The sequence below is a fragment of the Roseomonas sp. HF4 genome, assembly GCF_005222755.1.
Lineage (GTDB): Bacteria > Pseudomonadota > Alphaproteobacteria > Acetobacterales > Acetobacteraceae > Neoroseomonas.
The window spans coordinates 210412-234079 of sequence record NZ_STGD01000005.1 but is presented as its reverse complement, the minus strand read 5'-3'; the positions used below and the strand labels follow the sequence as shown (position 1 = coordinate 234079).

General features: G+C 74.2%; 24 protein-coding genes. 12 read left to right on the top strand and 12 right to left on the bottom strand.

Going from position 1 to position 23668, the window contains the following annotated elements:
- Positions 1 to 59: 59 nt before the first annotated feature.
- Complete coding sequence (locus E8M80_RS10345; protein WP_137125603.1) at positions 60 to 1427, top strand: MATE family efflux transporter; 1368 nt, start codon at positions 60 to 62, stop codon at positions 1425 to 1427.
- Here the strand turns inward: E8M80_RS10345 and E8M80_RS10340 are convergent.
- Genes E8M80_RS10340 through E8M80_RS10330 form a run of 3 tightly spaced genes read right to left on the bottom strand, consistent with a single transcriptional unit; the run spans position 1419 to position 4273 of the window.
- Positions 1419 to 2555, bottom strand: a complete 1137-nt coding sequence (locus tag E8M80_RS10340) for an acyl-CoA dehydrogenase family protein (RefSeq protein WP_137125602.1) — start codon at positions 2553 to 2555, stop codon at positions 1419 to 1421. The genes E8M80_RS10345 and E8M80_RS10340 overlap by 9 nt on opposite strands.
- Positions 2555 to 3565, bottom strand: a complete 1011-nt coding sequence (locus E8M80_RS10335; RefSeq protein ID WP_240789976.1) for an NAD(P)-dependent oxidoreductase — start codon at positions 3563 to 3565, stop codon at positions 2555 to 2557. The genes E8M80_RS10340 and E8M80_RS10335 overlap by 1 nt, the downstream gene beginning before the upstream one ends.
- Positions 3566 to 3586: 21 nt before the next feature.
- Positions 3587 to 4273 carry a hypothetical protein gene (locus tag E8M80_RS10330; RefSeq protein ID WP_137125601.1) on the bottom strand — a complete coding sequence of 229 codons (687 nt, stop codon included), beginning with the start codon at positions 4271 to 4273 and terminating at the stop codon, positions 3587 to 3589.
- Positions 4274 to 4351: 78 nt separating this feature from the next.
- Here E8M80_RS10330 and E8M80_RS10325 point away from each other — a divergent pair, with 78 nt between their 5' ends.
- The 3 genes from E8M80_RS10325 to E8M80_RS10315 all read left to right on the top strand — a co-directional run bounded on the left by E8M80_RS10325 (position 4352) and on the right by E8M80_RS10315 (position 7104).
- Positions 4352 to 5101, top strand: coding sequence for an SDR family NAD(P)-dependent oxidoreductase (locus E8M80_RS10325; protein ID WP_137125600.1), 750 nt, complete (start codon positions 4352 to 4354; stop codon positions 5099 to 5101).
- Positions 5101 to 6360: a c-type cytochrome gene (locus E8M80_RS10320; protein WP_137125599.1), complete on the top strand. Its 1260-nt coding sequence runs from the start codon at positions 5101 to 5103 to the stop codon at positions 6358 to 6360. Before E8M80_RS10325 ends, E8M80_RS10320 begins: the two co-directional genes overlap by 1 nt.
- A 111-nt stretch (positions 6361 to 6471) precedes the next feature.
- Complete coding sequence (locus tag E8M80_RS10315) at positions 6472 to 7104, top strand: peptidoglycan-binding protein (RefSeq protein ID WP_137125598.1); 633 nt, start codon at positions 6472 to 6474, stop codon at positions 7102 to 7104.
- 15 nt (positions 7105 to 7119) lie between these two features.
- On the opposite strand, the gene E8M80_RS10310 is transcribed toward E8M80_RS10315, so the two are convergent.
- Positions 7120 to 7761, bottom strand: a complete 642-nt coding sequence (locus E8M80_RS10310; RefSeq protein ID WP_137125597.1) for a methyltransferase — start codon at positions 7759 to 7761, stop codon at positions 7120 to 7122.
- The gene (gene ubiA, locus E8M80_RS10305) at positions 7758 to 8675 is read right to left on the bottom strand and encodes a 4-hydroxybenzoate octaprenyltransferase (RefSeq protein ID WP_137125596.1); all 918 of its coding nucleotides are present in this window, start codon (positions 8673 to 8675) and stop codon (positions 7758 to 7760) included. The genes E8M80_RS10310 and ubiA overlap by 4 nt, the downstream gene beginning before the upstream one ends.
- 11 nt (positions 8676 to 8686) lie before the next feature.
- Here ubiA and E8M80_RS10300 point away from each other — a divergent pair, with 11 nt between their 5' ends.
- Together E8M80_RS10300 and E8M80_RS10295 are read left to right on the top strand one after the other, a co-directional pair.
- Positions 8687 to 9412 (top strand): 16S rRNA (uracil(1498)-N(3))-methyltransferase, encoded by a 726-nt coding sequence (locus E8M80_RS10300; protein ID WP_137125595.1) that lies wholly within the window; start codon positions 8687 to 8689, stop codon positions 9410 to 9412.
- 36 nt (positions 9413 to 9448) lie between these two features.
- Positions 9449 to 10795, top strand: coding sequence for a glutamate--cysteine ligase (locus E8M80_RS10295; protein ID WP_137125594.1), 1347 nt, complete (start codon positions 9449 to 9451; stop codon positions 10793 to 10795).
- Positions 10796 to 10824: 29 nt separating this feature from the next.
- On the opposite strand, the gene E8M80_RS10290 is transcribed toward E8M80_RS10295, so the two are convergent.
- From E8M80_RS10290 to E8M80_RS10270, 5 genes are all read right to left on the bottom strand, one after another.
- A complete protein-coding gene (locus tag E8M80_RS10290; RefSeq protein WP_137125593.1) occupies positions 10825 to 12123 on the bottom strand; it encodes a (Fe-S)-binding protein in 1299 nt (432 codons plus the stop codon).
- Complete coding sequence (locus tag E8M80_RS10285; protein ID WP_137125592.1) at positions 12123 to 12344, bottom strand: hypothetical protein; 222 nt, start codon at positions 12342 to 12344, stop codon at positions 12123 to 12125. The genes E8M80_RS10290 and E8M80_RS10285 overlap by 1 nt, the downstream gene beginning before the upstream one ends.
- A gap of 67 nt (positions 12345 to 12411) precedes the next feature.
- Positions 12412 to 13842, bottom strand: coding sequence for a metalloprotease TldD (gene tldD, locus E8M80_RS10280; protein WP_137125591.1), 1431 nt, complete (start codon positions 13840 to 13842; stop codon positions 12412 to 12414).
- Positions 13839 to 16478 carry a PAS domain-containing sensor histidine kinase gene (locus E8M80_RS10275; RefSeq protein ID WP_137125590.1) on the bottom strand — a complete coding sequence of 880 codons (2640 nt, stop codon included), beginning with the start codon at positions 16476 to 16478 and terminating at the stop codon, positions 13839 to 13841. Before E8M80_RS10275 ends, tldD begins: the two co-directional genes overlap by 4 nt.
- Positions 16475 to 17551 (bottom strand): COX15/CtaA family protein, encoded by a 1077-nt coding sequence (locus E8M80_RS10270; RefSeq protein WP_137125589.1) that lies wholly within the window; start codon positions 17549 to 17551, stop codon positions 16475 to 16477. The genes E8M80_RS10275 and E8M80_RS10270 overlap by 4 nt, the downstream gene beginning before the upstream one ends.
- A gap of 83 nt (positions 17552 to 17634) precedes the next feature.
- On the opposite strand from E8M80_RS10270, the gene E8M80_RS10265 reads away from it, so the two are divergent.
- From E8M80_RS10265 to E8M80_RS10240, 6 genes are all read left to right on the top strand, one after another.
- Positions 17635 to 18423 carry a glycosyltransferase family 2 protein gene (locus E8M80_RS10265; protein WP_137125588.1) on the top strand — a complete coding sequence of 263 codons (789 nt, stop codon included), beginning with the start codon at positions 17635 to 17637 and terminating at the stop codon, positions 18421 to 18423.
- A complete protein-coding gene (locus tag E8M80_RS10260) occupies positions 18420 to 19142 on the top strand; it encodes a TVP38/TMEM64 family protein (protein ID WP_137125587.1) in 723 nt (240 codons plus the stop codon). Before E8M80_RS10265 ends, E8M80_RS10260 begins: the two co-directional genes overlap by 4 nt.
- Before the next feature lie 64 nt (positions 19143 to 19206).
- Positions 19207 to 19539 (top strand): helix-turn-helix transcriptional regulator, encoded by a 333-nt coding sequence (locus tag E8M80_RS10255; RefSeq protein WP_137125586.1) that lies wholly within the window; start codon positions 19207 to 19209, stop codon positions 19537 to 19539.
- Positions 19536 to 19979, top strand: coding sequence for an SRPBCC domain-containing protein (locus E8M80_RS10250; RefSeq protein ID WP_137125585.1), 444 nt, complete (start codon positions 19536 to 19538; stop codon positions 19977 to 19979). The genes E8M80_RS10255 and E8M80_RS10250 overlap by 4 nt, the downstream gene beginning before the upstream one ends.
- Before the next feature lie 42 nt (positions 19980 to 20021).
- Positions 20022 to 21107 carry a sialidase family protein gene (locus E8M80_RS10245; protein ID WP_137125584.1) on the top strand — a complete coding sequence of 362 codons (1086 nt, stop codon included), beginning with the start codon at positions 20022 to 20024 and terminating at the stop codon, positions 21105 to 21107.
- Positions 21100 to 21372: a MoaD/ThiS family protein gene (locus E8M80_RS10240; RefSeq protein ID WP_137125583.1), complete on the top strand. Its 273-nt coding sequence runs from the start codon at positions 21100 to 21102 to the stop codon at positions 21370 to 21372. The genes E8M80_RS10245 and E8M80_RS10240 overlap by 8 nt, the downstream gene beginning before the upstream one ends.
- A gap of 67 nt (positions 21373 to 21439) precedes the next feature.
- Here E8M80_RS10240 and E8M80_RS10235 read toward each other — a convergent pair whose 3' ends face one another.
- Positions 21440 to 22405, bottom strand: coding sequence for a tripartite tricarboxylate transporter substrate binding protein (locus E8M80_RS10235; RefSeq protein WP_137125582.1), 966 nt, complete (start codon positions 22403 to 22405; stop codon positions 21440 to 21442).
- The gene (locus E8M80_RS10230) at positions 22402 to 23652 is read right to left on the bottom strand and encodes a CaiB/BaiF CoA-transferase family protein (protein WP_137125581.1); all 1251 of its coding nucleotides are present in this window, start codon (positions 23650 to 23652) and stop codon (positions 22402 to 22404) included. The genes E8M80_RS10235 and E8M80_RS10230 overlap by 4 nt, the downstream gene beginning before the upstream one ends.
- Positions 23653 to 23668 lie beyond the last annotated feature (16 nt).

Below are 23668 nucleotides of genomic sequence, written 5' to 3'. Positions count from 1 at the left end.
TAGCGCCTGCGGTGGCGGCGCGCACCGTCCCGGGATAGAGGGGCGTCCATGGGGTCGGCATGATCACGGCGGCACGCCCGGCATGGCGGGCGGAGGCGGCGGCGACGCTCGGCCTCGCCTGGCCCATCGTGCTGACCAACCTCAGCCAGATGGCGATGGCGCTGACCGAGACGCTGCTGCTCGGCCAGGTGGGGACCGAGGCGCTGGCGGCCGGCATCCTGGGGTCGAGCCTCTACTTCGCCCTGATCGCGCCGGCCTTCGGCCTGGCGCTGGCCGCCGCCCCACTGCTGGCCCTGGCGCGCGGCGAGGGGCGGCGGGCCGGCGCGGCCGGGCGCGGCTGGGTGCGGGAGATGCGGCGCGGCGCGCGGGCGGCGCTCTGGGCCTGTGCCATCGCCTCGGTGCCGTCGGGCATTCTGCTCTGGCATGCGGGGCCGTTGCTGGTCGCGCTCGGGCAGGATGCGGCGCTGGCGGCGCTGGCGCAGGACTACACGCGCGCCGCGCTCTGGGGCCTGCCCGGCTTCTGCGCCTTCGTGGTGTTGCGGGGCTTCCTCGCCGCGATGGAACGGCCGGCGGCGGCGATGTGGATATCCCTCGCCGCGGTCGCGCTCAATATGCCCATCGCCTGGGTGCTGATCTTCCCGGCGGGGCTCGGCGTCGCGGGGGCGGGCATCGCCGCGACCGTCGCCGACACCGGCATCTTCCTGGCGCTGCTGGCGGTGGTGCTGCGCGACCGGGCGTTCCGGCGCTTCCACATCTTCGGCCGGATCTGGCGGCCGGACCTGCCGCGCCTGGCGCGCGTCTTCGCGCTCGGGCTGCCCATCGCGGCGTCCCTGCTGCTGGAGATCGGGCTGTTCACCGCCGCGGCGCTGGCGATGGGCTGGTTCGACGCGGTCGCCGTGGCGGGGCACGCCATCGCGGTGCAGACCGCCTCCATCACCTTCATGGTGCCGATGGGCATCGGCCAGGCGGCGACGGCTCGGGTCGGGCTCGCTGCCGGGGCGGGGGACCGGGCGGGGGCGGCGCGGGCTGGCTGGGTGGCGATCGGCCTCGGCGCCGGGTTCATGGCGGCGATGGCGGGCGTGCTCGTGCTGGGGGCCGCCACGATCGCCCGCCTGTTCATTGACCCGGCGGACCCCCAGGCGGCAGAGGTGCGCGCGCTGGGCGCGACGCTGCTGGTGATGGCCGGCGTGTTCCAGTTGGCCGACGGGGTGCAGGTGGTCGCTGCCGGCGCGCTGCGCGGGCTTGCCGATACGCGCGTGCCGATGGTCTTCGCGGCGGTGGGGTATTGGGGGCTTGCCTTCCCGGCGGGGCTGGCGCTCGGCTTCTGGGCGGGGCTCGGGCCGGTCGGGATCTGGGCGGGGCTGGCGATCGGGCTCGCGGCGGTGGCGGTGCCGATGACCGCCCGCTGGCGGCGCCTTTCAGCCTGATAGCACGCCGCGCGCGACGACCAGGCGCTGGATCTCGGAGGTGCCGTCGATGATGCGCAGCACGCGGACGTCGCGATAGAGCCGCTCGATGGCGCTGCCGGCCATGTAGCCTTCGCCGCCATGGAGCTGGAGGATGCGGTCCGCGACGCGGCAGGCGGCCTCGGTCGCGAAGAGCTTGGCCGCCGCCGCCTCCGCCGGCCGCAGCGTGCCGGCATCCCGCGCGCGGGCGAGTTCCAGCGCCATGCAGCGCGCGGCCAGCGCCTCCGCCGCGCAATCCGCGAGCAGGGCGGCGATGGTGGGTTGCTCGGCGAGCGGCCGGCCGAACTGGTGCCGCGCCAGGGCATGGCGACGGCCTTCGTCGATCATGCGCTCCATCAGCCCGGCGCAGAGCGCCGCGAGATGCAGCCGCACCTTGTCGAGGCCGGCCAGCGCCAGCTTCAGCCCTTCTCCCTCGGCGCCGACCAGGGCGTCGGCGGGGACGCGGCAGTCGCGTAAAACGATGTCGGCGACGGCCGCGCCGCGCATGCCCATCTTGGCCTGGGCGGGCTGGACCTCGATGCCCGGCGTGGCGGGGTCGACGGCGAAGGCGGAGATGCCGCGCGCGCCTTCCGCCCCGGTGCGCGCCATGACCATCAGCATCCCGGCCTCGGGCGCATTCATCACCCAGCGCTTGCGGCCCGACAGCACCCAGCCCTCGCCGTCGCGCCTGGCCGTGCTGCGCAGCGCGGCGGCGTCGGATCCGGCCTCGGCTTCCGAGAGGCAGAAGCACGCGATGCGCACGCCGCAGGCGAGGCCCGGCAGCCACTGCGCCTTCTGCGCCTCCGTGCCCGCACGGAGCAGGATCTGCGCGGCGCCGCCGGAATTGAGCGCATAGACCGCGCGATAGGCGGGGGCGGCGCGGCCGAGCACCAGCATCAGCCCGGCCTCCTCCTCCATCGTCAGGCCGAGGCCGCCGAATTCCTCCGGGATCGAGATGCCGAACAGGCCGTGGGCGCGTAGCGCGTCGCGGGCTTCGGCGGGCATGCGGTCCCCGGCGTCCATCGCCGCCTCGGCGGGGATCAGGACGTCGTCGACCAGCGCCCGCGCGGCGGCGAGGCGCGCGGCCTGGGCCGCCGCGTCGCGGATCATCAGTCGCTGTCCGGCGGGATGACGTTGGTCTCCAGCCCCTCCACCAGCACGTCGCGCATCGTCTCGGCGCTTTTCAGGCGGATGTCGTCCCAGGCCTCGGGCGTGTGGAAGGCGATGTGCGGGCAGATGATGAGGCGCCCCGTCAGCCACTCATCCCGGTCGCGATAGGCGCGGAGCAGCGCGGGGATCGGCTCGACCGGCGGTTCCACGGGAATCACGTCGAGCCCCGCGGCGGCGACATGGCCTTCGCGCATGACGCGTTCCAGCGCGTCGATGTCGAGGATCGGCCCGCGCGCCGTGTTGATGACGACGGCGTTCTGCGGCAGCAGGCGCAACTCCCGCTCGCCCACCAGCCCGCGCGTGCCGCGCGTGAGCGGGCAGTGGATGGAGAGCACGTCGGCCTGGGCCAGCATCTCGTCCATCGTGCGGCAGCGCGTCACGCCGATCGCGCGGTCCGCGCCGTTCGGCAGCGCGGGGTCGTAGAACACCACGCGCCAGCCGAGCGCCTTGGCGCGCAGCGCCGCCGCCGTCCCGATCCGCCCCAATCCGAGGATGCCGAAGGTCTGCACCTCCTGCCGCCGCACCGCCGGGTGGGGCATGACGCCCCAGCGCGCCGGGTCCGGGCCGCGCTGGGTGTCATGGTACAGCGTCAGGCCACGCCGCAGCGCGAGCGCCATCAGCACCGCGAATTCCGCCACTTCCTGCGTGCCGTAGTCGGGCACGTTGCAGACCTTGATGCCGCGCGCCGCCGCCGCCGCGCGATCGACCCGGTCGTAGCCCACGCCCATGCGGATGATGACGCGGAGTTTCGGGAAGCGGGCGATCTGGTCGGCCGGCACCGCCATGCGCAGCGTCATCAGCGCATCGGCCTGCGCGCATAATTCGTCCGGCAGTTCCGCCAGCGACGCCTTGCACGCCCCCTGAAGGATGCGGACGGACGGCCCCATGATGCGCTGTTCGAGCGAGGTGTCGGGATAGAGCCCCTCGGGCTCGAGCACGGTCAGCGTCACGCGGTTCCCCCTCGCGGAAAGTCAGCCCGAGGATGCGGGCGGCGCCGTGGCGGCGTCAACGCGGGGGCAGCGCCAACTGCCGCGGATCGAGACCACCCAGTCCTCGGACATGCGGTTGTGGGGGATCTGCAACTCGAGGCCGCTGGCGTGTATGCGCCCGCTCATCCCGTCCGGCGCGATGGTCACCATGCCGGCCGAGCGCGGGTCGTCCTCGGCGACGGTGCGTTCCCAGAAGCCGCCCCCGTCGCCGAGCGTGCCGACCGAGATGCGGAAGGACCTGCCGAGCAGGACCGGCCCCGTTCCCTCGAGTTGCCCGGGTCGGGGAAAGACCTCGAGCGTGAAGCGGTGCTGCGGCCCGAAGAAGGCTGCCTCCGGCGAAAGGCCGCGCGACTCCGGCGGGAAGTCGGGGCCGTAGGAGACCACCAGGCCGATGATGGCATTGGGCGGCTCGTCCGGCCCCGGCGCGGGCGTCGTCCTGGTGCGCTGGCGCAGGCGCGCGGGCTGGAGGCAGAGATGCCGGTCGTCGGCGCGGTGCGACAGGACGCGCCCGGGCTCCCGCGCGCGTCCCGTCACGTCGAGCACGATGAGCAGGTGGTCGTCCGGGGCCTCGGGCGCCGGGGTGCAGGCGCCGGCCAGCGTCGCGCCGAGACAGGCGGCGATCAGGGGCCGCGCGCACCGGCCCGGCGGCATGGCGCCGTGCTTCCGCATTGCCTTCTCCCCGCGGCTATACTGGGCCTCGGCCTCGCATGGCGGGGCCAGGATTGCACGGCAGGCGGGGCGCAGGCGATGACCGAGCGGAAGATCATGGTGACCGGTGCGGCGAGCGGCATCGGGGCCGCGGCTTGCCGCGCGCTGGCCGCGCCGGGCGTCGCCATCGCCGTGCATACGCGCGGCAACCGGGAGGGCTCGGCCCGCACCGCCGCCGCCGTGCGCGCGCGCGGCGGGGAGGCCTTCGAGATCTTCTGCGACCTGGCCGAGCCCGGCGCCCCGGAGCGCGCGGTGGAGGAGGCGGCGGGGTTGCTCGGCGGGCTCGATGTCGTGGTCTCGAACGCCGGCTTCGCCGACCGCACGCCGGTCGCGGCCCTGACCGACGCGGGCTTCGCGAAAAGCCACGACGCGATCGCGCTGGCCTTCCTGCGCCTGGCGCGCGCCGCCGGCCCGATCCTGCGCGACGGGCGCGACCCGCGGCTGATAGCCGTCTCATCCTTCGTGGCGCACCTGTTCCGCAACGACGTCACGGTCTTCGCGGCATCCGCCGCGGCGAAGGCGGGGGTGGAGGCGCTGGTCAAGGCGATCGCGCTGGAATGGGCGCCGGCGGTGACGGTGAACGCGGTCGCACCCGGCTACACGCGCAAGGACCCGGGGGCGCATGCCGCGCTCGATGCGGCGCAATGGGATGCGATCGCGGCGCGGATTCCGTTGAAGCGCCTGGGCACGCCGGACGACGTGGCGGCGGCGATCGCATTCCTCGCCTCCCCCGGCGCGGGCTACGTGACGGGCCAGGTGATCCATGTGAGCGGCGGGGTCGTGATCTGATGCTGCGCGTGCTGGCCTTCCTTGCCGCGCTCGCGGTGCCGGCGGCGGCGCAGGACCTGGCGGCGGTGCATGGCGGGCCGGTGCGCGCGCTGGCGGTGGCACCCGGGGGCGGCGCGCTCGCGTCCGCCGGCTTCGACCAGTCGGTGATCTTCTGGGACCTCGCCACGGGTCGCGCGCGGACAGTGGTGCGATGGCATGCGGGCGCGGTGAATGCGCTGGCGGCGCTGCCGGGCGGCGGCGTCGTCTCGGGCGGGGAGGATGGCCGGCTGGCGGTCTGGCCGGCCGACCCGCGTGACGGGCGGCCGCTGCGCGTGCTGGAGGGGCATGCCGGCCCCGTCGCTGGTCTGGCGGCGCGGGACGGGGTGATCGCCTCCGCGGCCTGGGACGGCACCGCGCGGCTCTGGCCCGCCGCGGGGCCCCCGCGCGTGCTGGAAGGGCATCGCGGCAACGTCAACGCGGTGGTGTTCCGCCGCGACGGGACGCCGGTCAGCGCGGGCTTCGACGGCACGGTGCGCGCCTGGGCGGTCGATGGCGTGTCGGAGGTCATCGCCGAGTTCGGCCTGCCGCAGAACGCGCTGGCGGCGCTGCCCGATGGCGTGATTGCGGTCGGTGGCGTGGATGGCGCTGTGCGCCTCGTGGCGCCGAACGGCGAGGTGCGCGACCTCCATGCCGGCGGCCGGCCCGTGGTGGCGCTGGCGGTGAACGCGGCCGGCACGCTGCTGGCCGCGGCCTCGCTCGGCGGCAGCGTCGCGGTGCTATCGCTGCCGGGGGGGCGCCTGGTGCAGACGCTGCAGGGGCCGGGGACGCCCGTCTGGTCGGCCGCCTTCGACACGGACGGGCGCACCCTTTGGACCGGGGGCGCCGATCGCCGCGTGCGGCGCTGGGACGCGGCGGCGGGCCGGGCGCTCGGGCCGGTGGAGGAAGCGTCGGAAGACGCGCCGGCGGCGGGCCTCGACGCGCACGGCGCGCGCGTCTTCCGGGCGTGCTCGGCCTGCCATGCGCTTGAGGCGGCGGGCGCCAACATGGCCGGGCCGCACCTGCACGGGCTGTTCGGACGGCGGATGGGCAGCGTGCCGGGCTATGCCTATTCGGACCGGCTCACGCGGGGCGACATCGTCTGGACGCGGGAGACGGTCGCGGACCTGTTCACGCGGGGGCCCGACGTGGTGACGCCAGGGACCAGGATGCCGGTGCAGCGGCTCGAGAACGCCGAGGACATGGCCGCGCTGCTGCGGTTCCTGGAGCAGGCGACGCGCTGACCCCGGCGCCGCGCCAGGCCGCGGGGACGCGTGCGGCCGTAACGGGGATCACTGCAACGTGACCCGGCTCTCCCCAAGGTCGCGGGCTTCTCTCCGCGCAGGATGGCTGACATGCCCTTCGTCCAACCGCTGGTCACGCCCCAGGGCAAGCATGGGGCGATATACAACCTCGAGCAGTCGGTCGGCATCGGCGCGACGAATGCGCGGGAGGACGTGCGGCTGGTGCAGGAACTGCTGCGCATCGCCTACGGCAAGCGCGCGGAGGGCCTGGCGGCCGATGGCTGGATCGGCCCGACCACCAGCGCCTGGATCAAGCGCTTCCAGGAGGACGCCGCCGCGGCGGGCAACAAGGTGCTGATCGACGGCCGCGTGGACCGGGCGCTCGGCGCCGTCTCCTCGGTGTCGAAGACGGTCTATGGGATCCTCCTTCTCAACATCTGGGCACATGAGCTGGCGCCGGCCAGGTTCCGCGCTGTGCCCCAGGTCGTGAAGCTGAGCCGCACGCCGCTCGCCAATCCCTACAGCCCGCAGAAGCTTGCGCCGAAGGGCTGGGTGACGATGCGCGTGACCGAAACCTACGTGCTCGTGACCTACGAGGACGGCCGGCAGGAGGCGTATCGCGTCGACGGCGGCCTCGCGCAGACGCCCGAGGGCAAGCGCAAGGTGCCCGGCGAGGGGCAATGGTATCCCGGCCCCGATGGGCAGCCCACGCAGGTCATCGTGCCGGAATCGGGCGGGTTCTGACCTCCGGCCGCGGGGTCAGGCGCGGAGACGGTAGAGCGTCACCTCCCGCGTCGTGCGGTCTTCCAGTTCGAGCGTCGTCGGCACCGCGTGGCGGGCGAGGGGGTCGAGGCCCTCTCGCGGCAGGTAGGCCCGGCCGGGATCGGCGAGGATCACCTCCGCCCCCTCCGCCGCCAGGGCACGCAGCCAGGGCAGGATATGCGCGGTCATCGGCGCCTCGTAGCAGACATCGCCGGCGAGTATGACGTCCCAGCGGCAGGCGCTGCCCACGATGTCGCCTTCCGGCGTCGCGACCGCCACGCCGTTCAGCGCGGCGTTGAGCCGCACGGCGGCGAGCGCCAGCGGGTCGATCTCGGCGGCCTCGACCAGCGCGGCGCCCGCGCGCGCGGCGGCGATGGCGGCGATGCCGCAGCCGGCGGCGAAATCCAGCACCCGCCTGCCCGCGACGCGGCCCGGTTCGTCCAGCAGCAGCCGCGCCGTCGCCTGCCCGCCGGGCCAGGCGAAGGCCCAGAAGGGCGGCTCGATGTTGTGCGCCTTCAGCCACTCCTCGCTCGCCTGCCAGATCGGCGTGATCTCGGAGGCCAGGTGCAGCGCGATCTCGGGCACCAGCGGCGCGGCGGACACGACCGTGTGGGCGCGGACGAAATCCTCCGGCGTCACAGCCGGCCGATCAGGAAGGCCAGCGCCACCGCCAGCCCGACATCGCGGTTCGCCTTGAACAGCCGCAGGCAGAGCGCCGGGTCGCGGATGTCGAGCGCCACGACCTGCCGCCCCAGCATCGCCGCCGGCAAAAGCAGCGCCGGGGCGAACCACCAGGACAGGCCCGCGAGCCACCCCGCCAGCGCCAGCAGCGCCAGCGTCGCCGCGTAGCAGGCGGCCAGGAAGGGTCGCGTGTCGTCGCCGAATTTCAGCGCGGTGGAGCGGATGCCGACCAGTGCATCGTCCTCCCGGTCCTGGTGCGCGTAGACCGTGTCGTAGCCCAGGATCCAGAAGAACCCCGCCGCCCAGAGCGCGAAGGCCGCAGCATCCAGCCCGCCCGTCACCGCCGCGTAGCCGGTCGGCGCGGCCCAGGAGAACACGAGGCCGAGCACCGCCTGCGGCCAGTCCGTCACGCGCTTGGCCAGCGGATAGAGCGCGATCGGCACCAGCGCCAGCGCGCCGAGCAGGATCGCCGACCACGGCAGTTGCAGCAGGATGACGAAGGACACCGCGAGCAGCGCCGCCAGCAGCGCGAGCGCCTGCCGCGGCGTGACGGCGCCGGAGGCCAGCGGTCGCCCCGCCGTGCGGGCTACCTGCCGGTCGAGGTCGCGGTCCCAGAGGTCGTTCACGACGCAGCCCGCGCCGCGCATCAGCACTGCGCCCAGGCCGAACAGGAGCGTCAGCCACAGCCCCCGCCCCCAGGACGGCGCCGCCATGGCGAAGGCCCAGAATCCCGGCAGCACCAGCAGCCACGACCCGATCGGCCGGTCGAGGCGCATCAGCAGGGCATAGGGGCGCCAGCCTTCCGGCAGGCGCGCCACCCAGCCGCCGGCGCGGATGTCGGTATGGGCGCTCACGCGCCGTATAAGGGCCATGGAGACCCGCCATGTCCACCCCGCGAACCCACCTCGACGATGCACTGGCCGAAGGCGCCGAAGTGCCCGGCACGGCCGCACAGGCGCATCACCTCGGCACGGTGCTGCGCCGCGGCCCCGGCGACACCGTCGCGGTGTTCAACGCACGGGACGGCGAATTCGCCGCCACCATCCTGCACCTGCGGAAGGACCGCTGCGCCTTCGCCCTCGGCCCGCGCCTGCGCGCGCCGGCGCCGGAGCCCGACCTCCGCCTGCTGGTGGCGGTGCTGAAGCGGGACGCGATGGACTGGCTGGTGGAGAAGGCGACCGAACTCGGCGTCGCCCGCATCCAGCCGGTGACGACGCGGCGGACCGTGGCGGACCGGGCGAACACCGACCGCCTGGGCGCCATCGCCCGCGGCGCGGCCGAGCAGTGCGAGCGGTTGTCGGTGCCCGTGGTCGCGCCCGCGCGGCCGTTGCATGCGGCACTGCACGCCTGGGACGGCGCGCCCCTGCTGGTCGCGGCGGAGCGGCGCGGCGCCGTGCCGATCGGGAGCGTTGCGCCGGGGTTGCACCTGCCCTGCGGCCTTCTGGTCGGCCCCGAGGGTGGTTTCGATCCCGCTGAACTTGACGACGCAACCGGTCGTGCCTTTGTTACCGCCGTCGCCCTTGGCCCCCGCATCCTGCGGGCGGAGACGGCGGCGGTGGCGGGCCTTGCCGTGCTGCAGGCACTGGCGGGGGACTGGACCGCAACCTGAAGGCGCCGCGTCCTGCGGCGCCCCTGGAAGGGCTGCATGTCGAATCCCGGCGAGTCGGATCCCACGCCGATCACCTCGGCGCGCCAGCTTGCCGGCTGGTTCGCCGCCGGCAGCAAGCCGCGCGACGCCTGGCGGATCGGCACGGAGCACGAGAAATTCGGCTTCCGCCGCGACGACCTTTCGCCGCCGCCCTACGAGCCTGGCGGCATCCGCGCCATGCTCGAAGGCCTGACCGCCTTCGGCTGGGAGCCGATCCTTGACCGCGGCAACCCGATCGGACTGAAGCGGGGGGAGGCGTCGGTCTCGCTCGAGCCGGGCGGGCAGTTCGAGCTCTCGGGCGCGCCGCTGCGCACGCTGCACGAGACACACGCCGAGACGCTCGACCACCTTCGCGAGGTGCGCGAGGTGGCCGGGCCGCTCGGCCTCGGCTTCGCGCCGCTCGGCTTCCATCCGCTGGCGACGCGGGACCAGATGCCCTGGATGCCCAAGGGACGCTACGCGATCATGCGGCAGTACATGCCGCGGGTCGGCGCCATGGGCCTCGACATGATGCTGCGCACCTGCACGGTGCAGGTGAACCTCGATTTCGGCGACGAGGCCGACATGGTCGAGAAGCTGCGCGTCTCGCTGGCGCTGCAGCCGCTGGCGACGGCGCTCTTCGCCAATTCGCCCTTCGCCGAGGGCAAGCCCAACGGCTACCGCACGCTGCGCGGCAAGGTCTGGACCGACACCGACCCCGACCGCACCGGCATCCCCGCCGTGGCCTTCGAGGACGGCTTCGGCTTCGAGCGTTTCGCCGACTGGGTGCTCGACGTGCCGATGTACTTCATCATGCGGGAAGGGCGCTGGATCGACGCGGCGGGGATCTCCTTCCGCGACTTCCTGGCCGGCCGCGCAGCGGACCGGCTGGAAGGCCAGGCGGCGACCATGGGCGACTGGGCCGACCACGTGACCACGGTGTTCACCGATGTCCGGCTCAAGCGCTTCCTCGAGATGCGCGGGGCGGACGCCGGCGCGCCCGCCTTCCTGACGGCGCTGCCGGCCTTCTGGGTCGGCCTGCTGTATGACGACGCGGCGCAGAAGGCGGCCCGCGCGCTGACGAAGGGCTGGTCGGTCGAGGAGATCCGCGCGCTGCGCAATGCCGTGCCGGCCGCGGCGCTGGAGGCGCGGATCGCCGGGCGCCGGCTGCAGGACGTGGCGCGCGACGTGCTCGCCATCGCGCGCGGCGGGCTGAAGGCGCGCGGGCTCGGGGAGGAGATGCACCTCGACCCGCTGGATGCGATGGTGGCGACCGGGCAGACGCAGGCCGACCGGTGGCTGGAGCGCTGCACCACGGCCTGGGGCGGGGATGTCTCCCGCATATTCGCGGAGGCCGCGATCTAGGGTCGTGGCCGCCCGTCGCGGCAGCGAGGCTAGCGGCCGAGCTCCTGCAGCAGCACCTCGCGCACCGTGTCGAGGTCGAGCCCATGCGCCGCCGCCATGGGCGCCGTGTCGGCGATGATCGCGTCCACGTCCTGCATCAGGCGCATGCGGCGGTAGAGGTCCTCGTGCCGGATGCCCATGGCCTCGCCCACCAGTTCGAGGAAGTTCAGCACCGCGAAGGAGGCGTCGCCGAGGTGGCAGACCTCCCGGTGGCAGGCGTGGAAGACCGTGGCGAGGGTGTCGGCGCCGCGCGCCTTGGCCTCGCGGAATTCCTGCTCGAGCAGCGCGCGCTTGTGCTCCGGCAGGCCGACCACGTGGATCGCCATGACGCCGATGCGCGGCACCGGCACCTCCACCACCTCGAGCCCCGGGACGAGGCCGAGCAGCGTGCGCACCGCCGCCATCACCTCGGGCAGCGCGGGGCGTTCGTGGATGGCCACGCGCCGGCGCACCGGGTGGCGCATGAGCGGCCGCAGCCGGTCCGCGCGCGCCGCCAGGAAGGGCAGCACGGGCGCCATCTCGAAGGGCATGCCGCCATGGATGGCGGCCCAGGAGGGCAGCGTATTCTCGCCGAACTGGATCTGGCAGGACGGGCACCAGGACAGCACGGTGGCCGCGCCGTGGCTCGCCAGGTTGTCGATGGCCGAGAAGGCCATGCGCCCCTGCGCGGCGAAGTCACCGGCCCGGTGCTGCTGCACGCCGCAGCAATTGCCGGTGCCGCCGGCGACCGCGTAGTCGACGCCGATCGCGTCCAGGATCTCGGTCGCGAGCAGCGCGATGTGCGGCGTCTTGGCGACGTTGCAGCCGGTGTAGAACACCACCTCCGGCGGCGTCGTGCGCGCCGGGTCGGGCCGGGTGCGGGTCAGCCGCGCCGCCTCCGCGGGTGGCAGCTGCAGGCGCGAGAGCACGCGCGCCGCGCGCGCCATGGCGGTGTAGCCGTCGCGCGCCGCGCGCCGGGCCTTGTCCTCGCCGTCCAGCCGCCGCGCGAAGCCGCGGGCGAGCTGCACCATGAAGCGCGGGTTGATCCCTTCGGGGCAGGCCGGGATGCAGCGGCCCGAGCCGTTGCATACATCGGTCCAGCGCCGCGCGGCCGCGGTGCCGGGTCCGCCGGTGATAAGGTCGACGATGCCGCCGGTGACGGCGGAAGGATCCTCGGCCGCGAGTCCCGCCGGGTCCGGCATGGGGCAGGCCTCGAAGCAGGCGCCGCAGCGGGTGCAGGCTTCCGCGACCGCCTCCGCGCGCGCCCGGAGCGAGGCCAGGAAATCCGCCGGCGCGGTGCCGTCCGGCATCAGCCTTCCAGCAGCCCGCCGAGCACGGCGCCGACCACGTGCACCGCACCCTCGGCCACGGCCAGCGCCCCGTCGCCGATGGCCGAGAGCGTGCCGTCCAGCGTCAGTTCCGCGAGATCGGCCGCGCCCTCGATCCCCGCCGTCCCGTCGGCGGCGGCCTGGCGCTTCTGCTCCTCCGCCGCGGCTGCGGCGGCTTCGGGGGGCAGGGGCGGGGTCTGCATGGCGCGGTGCTCTCCTCGAACCTGCGGCGATCCTGGCGCGGGCATGCCCCGGACGCCAGGAAAGCCTTCAGCGCACCGCCGTGCCGCCGACCGTGAGCCCCGCCATCTTCAGCGTCGGCTGGCCGACGCCGACCGGCACGCCCTGCCCCTGCTTGCCGCAGGTGCCGATCCCCGGGTCGAGCGCCATGTCGTTCGCGACCATAGCGACCTTGGTCAGCGCGTCGGGGCCGTTGCCGATCAGCGTCGCGCCCTTGACCGGCGCGCCGATCCTGCCGTCCTCGATCAAGTAGGCCTCGGAGGCGCTGAACACGAACTTGCCGGATGTGATGTCGACCTGGCCGCCGCCGAAATTCACGGCGTAGAGGCCGCGCTTGACGCTCGCCAGTACCTCCTCCGGCGCATGGGCGCCGCCCAGCATGACGGTGTTCGTCATGCGCGGCATCGGGATATGGGCGTGGGATTGCCGGCGGCCGTTGCCGGTCGGCGCCACGCCCATCAGCCGGGCGTTCTGCCGGTCCTGCAGGAAGCCCGTCAGGATGCCGTCCTCGATCAGCACGGTGCGGTTGGTCGGCGTGCCCTCGTCGTCCACGGTGAGCGACCCGCGGCGGTCGGGGATGGTGCCGTCATCCACCACCGTCACGCCGGGGGAGGCGATCCGCTGCCCGAGCAGCCCCGAGAAGGCCGAGGTCTTCTTGCGGTTGAAGTCGCCCTCGAGCCCGTGGCCGATCGCTTCGTGCAGCAGGATGCCGGGCCATCCCGGGCCGAGCACGACCTCCATCTCTCCCGCAGGGGCGGGCACGCTGTCGAGGTTGACCAGCGCCTGGCGGAGCGCCTCATCCACGCCGGCCTTCCAGGCCTCGGCCCCCAGCACGCGCGCATAGTCGAAGCGCCCGCCGGTGCCGAAGGACCCGGTCTCCCGCCGGCCGTCCTGCTCGACCACGACCGAGACGCTGAAGCGCACCAGCGGGCGGAGGTCCGCCACGCGCTGCCCGTCCGGGCGGATGATCTGCACCGCCTGCCATTCCCCGGTGATGGAGGCCATCACCTGCACGACGCGCGGGTCCCGCGCGCGGGCGAAGGCGTCGATCTCCTGCAGCAACGCGGTCTTGGCGGCGAAATCCATCCGCGTGAGCGGGTTGGCATCGGAATAGAGCCGCGCATTGGTCGCGCGCGGGCCGGCCTCCAGCGTGCCGGACCGGCCCTGGCGCACCGCCTTCACCGTCTCGGCCGCGCGGGCGATGGCGGCGTCGGACAGCTCGCCCGCATGGGCATAGCCGGCGGCCTCGCCGCTCACGGCGCGCAGGCCGAAGCCGCGCGTCGCGTCGTAGGAGGCCGAGCGGATGCGCCCGTCGTCGATCGCGACCGCCTCGCTCTCCCGGTATTCCAGGAACAGCTCGCCGTCCTCGCAGCCCTCGGTCGCCTCGCGCAGGCGGCGTTCGGCGGCGTCGCGGTCGAGCAGGTCGAAGAACAGGGCGTCGGTCGTGGCAAGGGCGGTCATGTCGTCTCCTTGGTCTGCGGCGCGGCGGCGGTGATCGCGCGCGGCAGGTGCAGCGTGGCGGTGGTGCCGGCGCCGGGCGCGCTGTCGAGCGTCAGGCTCGCCCCCATCGATTCGGCCAGGAGCCGGGCCAGGTGCAGCCCGAGCCCCGAGCCGCCATAGCGGCGCGACAGGTCGGAATCGAGCTGCGTGAAGGGCTCGAAGGCCCGCGGGATATCCTCGGGCGCCATGCCGATGCCGGTGTCGGCGACGCGGAACAGGACGCCCCCGGCGCCGTCCGCCAGGGCCGAGAGGGCCAGCGTGCCGCCGGCCGGCGTGAACTTCACCGCGTTGTCGAGCAGCGCGCGCAGGACCCGCAGCAGCCGGCGTTGGTCGCAGGCGAGGCCCGGCAGGTTCGGCGCAACCGAGACGTCCAGCGCGAGCCCCGCCTCGGCCAGCGCCGGGGCGAGCGCGGCGGACGCGGCCTCGGCCAGCGCGGCGGCCTCGGCCGCGGGCCCGGCCGGGTGCTGGGTGGGCCCGCTGACGCGTGCCACGTCGAGGATATCGTCGATCAGCGACAACAGGTGCCGCCCTGCATCGAGGATCGCGCCCGCGTCATCGGCCATCCGCGCCGGGTCGGGGCTGGCGAGCATCGCCTCGGCGAAGCCGATGACGGAGGAGAGCGGCGTGCGCAGCTCGTGGCTCATGGTGGCGAGGAAGCGGGACTTCGCCTGGCTCGCCGCCTCGGCGGCGTTGCGCGCGGCTTCCAGCTCGGCGCGGATGCGCCGGTCCTCGGTGACGTCGGTATAGGTGCGGACATAGCCGCCATCGGGCGTGCGGTCGGTCGTGACCTCGACCACGAGCCCGGCAGGGGTGCTGCGGACGTAGCGGTCCGGCGCGCGCAGTTGCAGGCGGGACGGGTCGCCGGTGGCGGTCGGCGGGGTCCAGCCCTCGGCCAGTTCCCCGGCGGCGACCTGTTCGGCGCGAAGGTCCCAGACATGGCGGCCGGGGCGGAAGGCCTCGGGCGCCAGGCCCGTCATGCGGGCGGCCAGGGCATTCGCCGCGACCACGTGCCCCTCGGGGTCGAAGAGGCAGATGCCGTGCCGCATGTTGTCGAGCATCGCCTGCAGGAGGCCAGCGCGGCGCTCGGCCTCGGCCTGCGTGCTCGCGAGCTCGGTGATGTCCACATGGGTCACGACGAAGCCGCCGTCGGGCGTCGGGTCGGAGGAGACCTCCAGCACGCGCCCGTCGGGCGTGCGGCGCACGATCCGCTGGGGCACGGCGCGGTCGCGGGCGACTGCGGCCGCCGCGATCCGCGCGGCCTCCGGCTCGGGGCCGAGGGCACCGGCCGCGTGCAGGGAGGCGACCAGGTCATCGAGGCTGCGGCCCGGCCGGATGTCGCCCGGCGTGTGGCCGGCCAGGCGCTCGGCCAGCGCGTTGGCCGCGACGACGCGGCGGTCCGGCGCATAGACCACGAGCCCGTGCCGCATGGAGGCCATCGCGGTTTCCAGCAGCGAGGCGCGGCGGCGCGCCTCCTCCTCCGCGCGCCAGACCTCGGTGATGTCGGTGACGACCGAGATGTGGCCGCCGTCGGGAAGCGGCGCCGTGCGCACGTCGAGCGCGGTGCCGTTGGCGCGGAGCCGACGGCGCGCCTGCGGCTTCGAAAGGTCGCGCGCCATCTCGCGTGCATAGACGGCGGCGGCCTCGCCCGCGCCATATTCGCCGCTGTCCGCACGGCGGCGGATCACATCCTCGAGCGTGTCGCCGACCTGCAGCGGCGCGCCCTCCATCAGGCGCGTGTAGGCGCCGTTGAACAGCGCCACGCGCCGGTCGCCGCCATAGACGCAGATGCCGTGCGGCAGGGCTTCCAGGACGCCGTCCAGGATGGCGGCGCGCCGACGGGCATCGGCCTCGGCCTGGCGCAGTTCCGTGACGTCGTCGGATTCCACGAGGAATCCGCCATCGGGTTGCGGCCGGCTCGTGAAGCGGACGATGCGGCCGTCCGCACGTTCGCGCTGCTGGACCTGGGGCTGGCGGCGGTCGGCCGACAGCGCCGTCTCAAGATAGGCGCCATCGCCCTGCGAGAGGTATTCGCCCGAGGCGTCGAGGGATTCGAGGATTTCCCGCAGCGTCGGCCGCCCTGCGAGGACGTCGGGCGTTGCGCCCGTATGGCGAAGGTAGGCCGCGTTGTGCAGCGCGAGGCGCTGCGTGGCGTCGAAGGCGGCGATGCCGCCGCGCTGGGCGTTCAGCACCTGCTCCAGCAGCGCGACGCGACCGCGCGCCGCGGCCTCGGCGCGCTGCAGGGCGCTGATGTCGACCGAGCAGAGCGCGAAGCCGCCCCCGGGCAGGGGCGTGCTGGCCACCGCCGAGACGCGGTGCCCGTCGGCGCTGCGCTGGTAGTGGCGGATCGGCTGCCGGCGGTCCAGCGAACCGGCCTGGCGGGCGAGGTCCGCCGGGTCCCCGGGCCCGAGCAGCCCGCGGAAGGCGAACAGCCGGAGGATGTCCGCGAGCGCGGTGCCCGGCGGGAAGCGCGCCGGGTCCGCCCCGGCTTCCCGCCACAGGGCGGCGTTGGCGAAGACCAGCCGGTCCTCCGAATCCATCACCAGGACGGCGTGCGGCAGGGCTTCGAGCGCCCGGAGAGCGGCGGCCTCGGGCGTCATTCCGGCGCCGGGCGGCGCAGCGCGTGCAGCGCGAGCAACGCGCCGGCCAGCACCAGCACGGCGATGGTCTGGTGCAGCGTGCCGAGCCAGACCGGCACGACCGCGAGCAGCGTTGCGATGCCGAGCGCATACTGCAGCCCGACGGCGATGCCGAACCCCATGACGGCGCCGCGCACCCGCCCGCGCGACAGGCTGCGCCAGGCAAGCACGGCGGCCCAGGCGGCGGAAAGCAGCGCCGCCGTCGCCAGTAGGCGGTGGTTGAACTGCACCGCCGGGATATTGGCGGTGAGGTTCTTCCAGGCCGGTGTCAGGTCCCAGTAACCCTCGGGCACGAGGCGTCCGTCCATCAGGGGAAAGCTATTGTAGGCGAAGCCCGCGCGGATGCCTGCGACGAATCCGCCGGCCAGCATGGCCAGCACCGCGAGCCCCGCCGCGGCGTAGACCCAGCGCCGCAGCGCGGGCGGCACGGGGGCGGCCTCCGGCACGGGGCGCAGCAGCGTCAGCGCCGTCCAGAGCAGCACGCCGAACAGCAGGAAGGCCATGCCGAGATGGATCACGAGGCGGTACGGGGAGACCGCCGTGCGGTCGGCCTCGAAGCCCGAGGCGACCATGAACCAGCCGATCGCGCCCTGCAGGCCGCCCAGCGCCAGCAGCAGCAGCAGGCGGGGCTTCAGCCCCGGCGGCACCCGGCCGCGCAGCCAGAACCAGGCGAGCCCCGCCACGTAGGCGAAGCCGATCATGCGGCCCCAGAAGCGGTGGATCCATTCCAGCCAGAAGATTTCCTTGAACCCTTCGATCCCGAAGCCCTGGTTGACGAGCTGATACTGCGGGATGGTCCGGTAGAGATCGTAAAGGCGCCGCCACTCCGCCTCGCTCAGTGGCGGCAGGATGCCCGCGATCGGCGCCCATTCCATGATCGACAGGCCCGAGCCGGTCAGGCGCGTGGCGCCGCCGATTGCGACCATCAGCCAGACCATGCCGGCGACGAGAAGGAGCCACCGCGCGACGGCGCGGGCATCGGTGGCGGCGGCATGGATCGTCAGGCCGGCGGGGCTGCGGGCATCGAAGGGCATGGCGGCGATATAGGCGAAGGCGGCTCCGCGCGCAGGGGGGGGTGGCTTGCCGGCCGGGGTCGCCCCTGCTACCCGCCGCCGCCATGACCCCCGAGCCCCGCGCCGGGTCTGGGCCAGTCGCGCCGCCGCCGGACGGCGCCGCGACCCCGGCCCTGTCCGTCGTCATCCCCGTCCGGAACGAGGCGCCGAACATCGCGCCGCTGGTGGCCGAGATCGAGGCCGCGCTCGCCGGCGTGCCGCACGAGATCGTCTATGTGGACGACGGTTCGACCGACGGCACGCCGGACGCGCTGCGCGCGGCGCGGGCGGCCGGCGCGCCGGTGCGGGCCATCCGGCACCGCGCGTCCTGCGGCCAGTCGGCGGCGGTGATCACCGGGGTGAAGGCCGCGCGCGGCCGCTGGATTGCGACGCTGGACGGGGACGGGCAGAACGACCCGGCCGACATCCCCCGCCTGCTGGCCCGCGCCGAGGCCGAGGCGGCGGCCGGCCGCGTCACGCTGGTCGCGGGGCACCGCGTCAACCGCAAGGACAGCGGCATCAAGCGCCATACCAGCCGGGCGGCGAATGCCATCCGGTCCCGGCTGCTGCGGGACCGCACACCGGATACAGGCTGCGGGCTCAAGGTCTTCCCGCGTGCGCTGTTCCTCGACCTCCCGCATTTCGACCACATGCACCGCTTCCTCCCGGCGCTGACGCTGCGCCAGGGCGGCACGGTGGTGAGCGAGCCGGTCAACCACCGCCCACGCGTGCGCGGCACCTCCAACTACGGGACGCTCGACCGGCTCGCGGTCAGCATCTTCGACCTCATCGGCATGGCCTGGCTGCAGCGCCGCGGCCGCCGGCCGGCGATCGAGAGCGACGAAGGGCCATGACCGCGCCGGCGGCCACCGCCCGGCGCCGCGCCGCGGTGCTGAAATTGGCGGTGCTGGCGGCGGGGCTGGTGGCGGCGGGGCTGCTGCTGCGCGGGATCGGGCTCGCGCCCGGCACCGCCTGGGTGGACGAATGGGTGCTGGGCCAGGGGCTGCTCGGGGACCTGGTGTTCGTGGCGGTGGGTGCGGCGGCGACGGCGGCGGGGGCGCCGCGCCAGGGTGTCGCCTTCCTCGGCGGCTATGCCTTCGGCGCGCTGGAGGGGACGCTGCTCGCGCTGGCGGCGCAGGTGGTCGGCTGTGCGCTGTCCTATGGCTGGGCGCGCGCGGTCGGGCGGCGCTGGGCGGAACGGCGGCTGGCGGGGCGCTTCGGCCACCGGCTGCGGCCGCTGCGCGACGTGCTGGCGGGCAGCCCCTTCGGCGCGACGCTCGCGCTCCGGCTGCTGCCCATCGGGAACAACTTGGCGCTGAACCTGCTGGCCGGGATGGCGACCGTCAGCCTGGTGCCGTTCCTGGCGGCCTCGGCCATCGGCTACCTGCCGCAGACGCTGGTCTTCGCGCTTCTGGGCAAGGGCGTGCGGGTGGACGGGGCGTGGCAGGTCGGGCTGGCGGTCGTGCTGTTCGTGGTCTCGGCGGGGATCGGCTTCGCGCTGCTGCGCCGGCACCGCGCCGGCCGCGCCCTGGAAGCGGCCGTGCCGGCGACGGAGGACGGGCGCGCGGTCTGACCGCCGCGTGGCATCCGGCCTTTCCGGTTGACGGCGCCACGCCGTGGGCGAAATACTTAACCGAATGGTTCAGTCTCAATCCCCCGACCTCGACCGGGTCTTCGGCGCGCTGACCGATCCGACGCGGCGGGCCATGCTGGCGCGCCTTGCCGAGGAAGGCAGCTTGTCGGTCAGCGACCTGGGGCGACCGCTGCCGATGTCCCTGCCGGCGGTGATGAAGCACCTGGACGTGCTGGAGGCGGCGGGCCTGCTGGCCCGACGGAAGCAGGGGCGCACCGTCACCTGCAGGCTGGTCGGCGGGCCGCTCGAGGATGCGATGGGGTGGCTGCAGCGCCATGCCCGGTTCTGGGACGAAAGCCTCGACCGGCTGGCCGCCGTCGTGGAGCGCGAGCCGTGAGCGGCCCGGGCCCGAGCCTGACGCTCGTGCGCCGCCTGCGCGCCGCGCCCGAGCGGGTCTTCGCGGCCTGGTGCAGCGCCGAGCAACTCGCGACCTGGTTCGGGCCGCACCACGTGCGGGTCGAGGAGGCGGAGGTGGATGCCCGCCCCGGCGGCCGCTTCCGCATCGTGCTGCGGGAGGATGGCGGCGCGCGCCACGAGGTGGGCGGGGAGTACCTGACAGTCGATCCGGGCCGGTGCCTCGCCTTCACCTGGTGCTGGGCGTCGGTGCCCGAGCGCGAGTCCCGCGTCGTCGTGCGGCTGCGCGCCGTGGAGGGCTGGACGGAACTGACCCTGACGCATGACCGCTTCGCCGACGAAGCCACCGCGACGCGGCACCAGCGCGGCTGGACGGAATCGCTCGAGCGCCTGCTGGCACGCCTGGACGGCGGGCCGGACTGATCGGCGCCGACCGGCGCCGCAACCCCTTGGCGGAGGCATGCCATGGCAACGCGCGTGATGCTGCTGGTCGGGACGAAGAAGGGAGCCTTCCTGGTCGAAGGCGACGCCGCGCGGCGGAACTGGGCGCTGCGCGGCCCGTACTGCGAGACCTGGCCGATCAACCATGCGGTGGCCGACCCGGTCTCGGGCACGATCTGGGCGGCGGGCGGCAACGAATGGTTCGGGCCGGCGGTCTGGCGGTCGGAGGATCTCGGCGCGACCTGGACGCATTCCAGCGCGGGCCTGGCCTACGAAGCCGGTGCGGTGCCGGTGAAGTCGGCCTGGTCGCTGGCGCTCGGGCCGGACGGCACGCTCTGGGCCGGTGTCGAGCCGGCGGGGCTGTTCCGCAGCGACGACCGCGGCGCCACCTTCGCCCACGTGACGGGCCTGACGGAGCATCCGAGCCGGGCCGAATGGCAGCCGGGCGGCGGCGGGCTGATCCTGCACGGGGTCCTGCCCCACCCCGCGGAAGCGGATCGGCTCTGGGTGGCGATATCGGCCGGCGGCGTCTTCGCGACCGAGGATGGCGGCATGACCTGGGCGCCGCGCAACCGCGGCACGCGCCAGGACTACGCGCCGGAGGACCAGCGCTACCCCGAGCACGGGCAATGCGTGCACGCCCTCGCGATGGCGGCCGGGATGCCGGACCGGCTCTATCAGCAGAACCATTGCGGGATGTACCGCAGCGACGATGGCGGGCGGCACTGGACGAGCATCGAGGCCGGGCTGCCATCCAGTTTCGGCTTCCCGGCGGTGGCGCATCCGCGCGACCCGGAAACGCTGTTCCTGCTGCCGCTGAACGGCGACCAGGCCGGGCGGTTCGTGCCCGGCGGCGCCGCCGCGGTGTGGCGGACGCGGGATGCCGGGGCGACCTGGCAGGCGCTGCGCGAGGGCCTGCCGCAGGGCAACGCCTATTTCGGCGTGCTGCGCCGGGCGATGGCGGTGGATCGGCTCGATCCAGCGGGCGTCTATTTCGGCACCAGCGGCGGCGCCCTTTTCGTGAGCGCCGATGAGGGCGAGAACTGGTCCTGCATCGCCGAGCATCTCCCGACGGTCCTGAGCGTCGAGGCGCTCGTCCTCGATGGCTGAGCCCGTGCGCGTATTGCTGCCGGACGCCCTGGTGCGGCTGTTTCCCGGCGCATCCCGGCAGCTGCACGTGATCGCCGGATCGGTCGGGGAGGCGATTGTCGAACTCGACCGGCGCTGGCCGGGCATGGCCGACCGGCTGTGCGATTCCACGCCGGCCATTCGGCGGCACATCAATATTTTCGTGGACGGCGACAAGGCACGGCTCGCGACCGCCTTGCGGCCGGGGGCGGAGATGTTCGTCACGACGGCGATCAGCGGCGGCTAGGCGAGGCTTCCGGCTCGCAGGGGCGGATAGCTTGCGGGCGAGGCGACGGAAGGCCTGCCGACCCGCCTCAGTCCAGCCGCAGCCCGATCGCCGCGATGAGTGGTCCGAAGCGCGCGTGGTCCGCGCGCATGCGGGCGCCGAATTCCTCCGGCGTGCCGCTGTCCGGTTCGACATTGGCTGGCAGGCGCGGCACGAGCGCCGTCGCGCTCGCGCGGATCGCGGCCTGCAGGCGTGCCAGGACCGCGGGGGGGATGCCCCGTGGGCCGAGGGCCGCGAGCCAGGGGGAGGAGAGGTCGAGGCCCGGCACGACCTCCGCAATGGTCGGCACGTCGGGCAGTATCGGGCTGCGCCGGTCCGCGGTGAAGGCGATGGCGCGCAGCCTGCCGGACTGGATGTGCGGCGCGGTGATGATGGCGGTGTCGAGCGTCGCGTGCACCCGGCCGGCGAGCAGGTCCGCGAGGCCGGCCGCGCTGGAGCGATAGGGCACGTGCTCGGCGGCGAAGCCGAGGTGGAGCCGCAGTGCCTCCATGTTCAGGTGCGGAAAGGTGCCGCTGCCGGCCGAATAGTAGAAGAACGGGGACGGGTTGCCCGCCTTCACCGTCGCCACGAGTTCGGCGACGCTGGTTGCCGGGACGGAGGGGTGCAGCGTGAGGAAGCTGCCGCCCGTCACGACGACCGGGCCGAGCGGTTCGAGGTCGCGCAGCGGGTCGTAGGGCGGGTTGCGCATCATCTGCGGGATGACGGCGACGGCGGCCTTGGCGACCAGGCCGATCGTGTAGCCGTCGGGCGCGGCGCGGACGAGCGCGGCGGTGCCGATGGTCCCGCCGGCACCGGGCAGGTTCTCGACCACCACGTTCTGGCCCAGGCGGGTCCCGAGGTCGTCGGCGAGCAGGCGGGCCACGACGTCGGTGACGTTGCCTGCGCCGTAGGGAACGATCAGCCGGAGCGGGCGGTTCGGCCAGTCGGCCTGGGCGCGGGCGGGCAGGGCGAGGGCGGCCCCTGCCGCGGCGAGAAGTGGGCGGCGGCGGATCATGCGACGATTCCCTGGCGGCGGAGTGCGGCGATCGCGGCTGGGTCGAAGCCGGCCTCGGCCAGGATGGCTTCGGTATGCTGGCCAAGGCGCGGGGCGGGCGCGTCGGCGGCGGGGCTGCCGCCGGTCCAGCGGAAGCCGGCGCCGAGGATCTCGTGCAGCGTTCCTGGCGCCGCGTTCGGATCCTGGACGGTGAAGGACCCGCCGGCCGTGCGGCGATAGGGGCCGTCGAGGAACTCCGCCACGCTCCGCACGGCGGAGGCCGGGACCTCGGCGGCGTTCAGAATGTCCTCCCAGGTTTCGGCATCGCGGGCATGGAAGGCTTCTTCCAGGGCTGCCTTGAGGCGCGGCGTGCCGAGGCCGCGCAGGATGCCGTCAGGCGTCGGCGGGCGCTGCGTCAGCCATTCGGGCGCGGTGGACCATTCTGGGCGGCCGAGTGCCGAGCAAAGCGCGTCGAACTGCGCGCGGGTGCTGGCGGCGACCGAGAGCCACCCCTCGGCGCAGCGGAAGACGCCGGCGCCGGGGCTCGCGGTGAAGCCCACATTGCCGACGCGCGCGGGCGCGGTGCCGTCGATCAGCCAGGTGTGGGCGATGCCCGCCATGAGGCAGAGCGAGGCGTCGGCCATCGAGATGTCGAGGGCGATCGGGCCTTCCTCCCCGCCGCGGCGGCGCAGGATGGCGCCGAGCAGGGCGATGGCGCCCACCATCCCGGTGGCCATGTCGATGGCGGGGAAGCCGACCTTGACCGGCGGCGCGGCGGGGTCGTCGCCCTGCGCCCACATCATGCCGGTGGCGGCCTGCATGACGTGGTCGTAGCCGCCGCGGGCAGAGAGCGGGCCGGTCTGGCCCCAGGCCGAGATCGAGGCATAGACGATGCGCGGCTGCAGCGCGTGCACGCGGTCCGCGCCGAAGCCGAGGCCGGCCATCTTGCCGGGGCGGAAATTCTCGAGGAACACGTCGGCGGTCGGGATGAGGCGTTCGAGCACGGTGCGGCCTTCGGGCGTGCCGAGGTCCAGGGCGATGGAGCGTTTGCCCGCATTGACCGCCTGCATGTTGGAGGTGATGCCCCCGAGCTGCGGGCGGGTGGCGGAATCCCGGAGACCGTCGCCGGCAGGCGGGCGTTCCACCTTCACGACCTCCGCGCCCATCAGGCCGAGGATATACGTGGCGTAGGGCCCGGCCAGGATGTGGCTGCAATCAAGGATGCGCACGCCGGCAAGCGGCCGTGCCGGTGGTGGCGAACCCTGCATGCTGACGTTCCCCCGC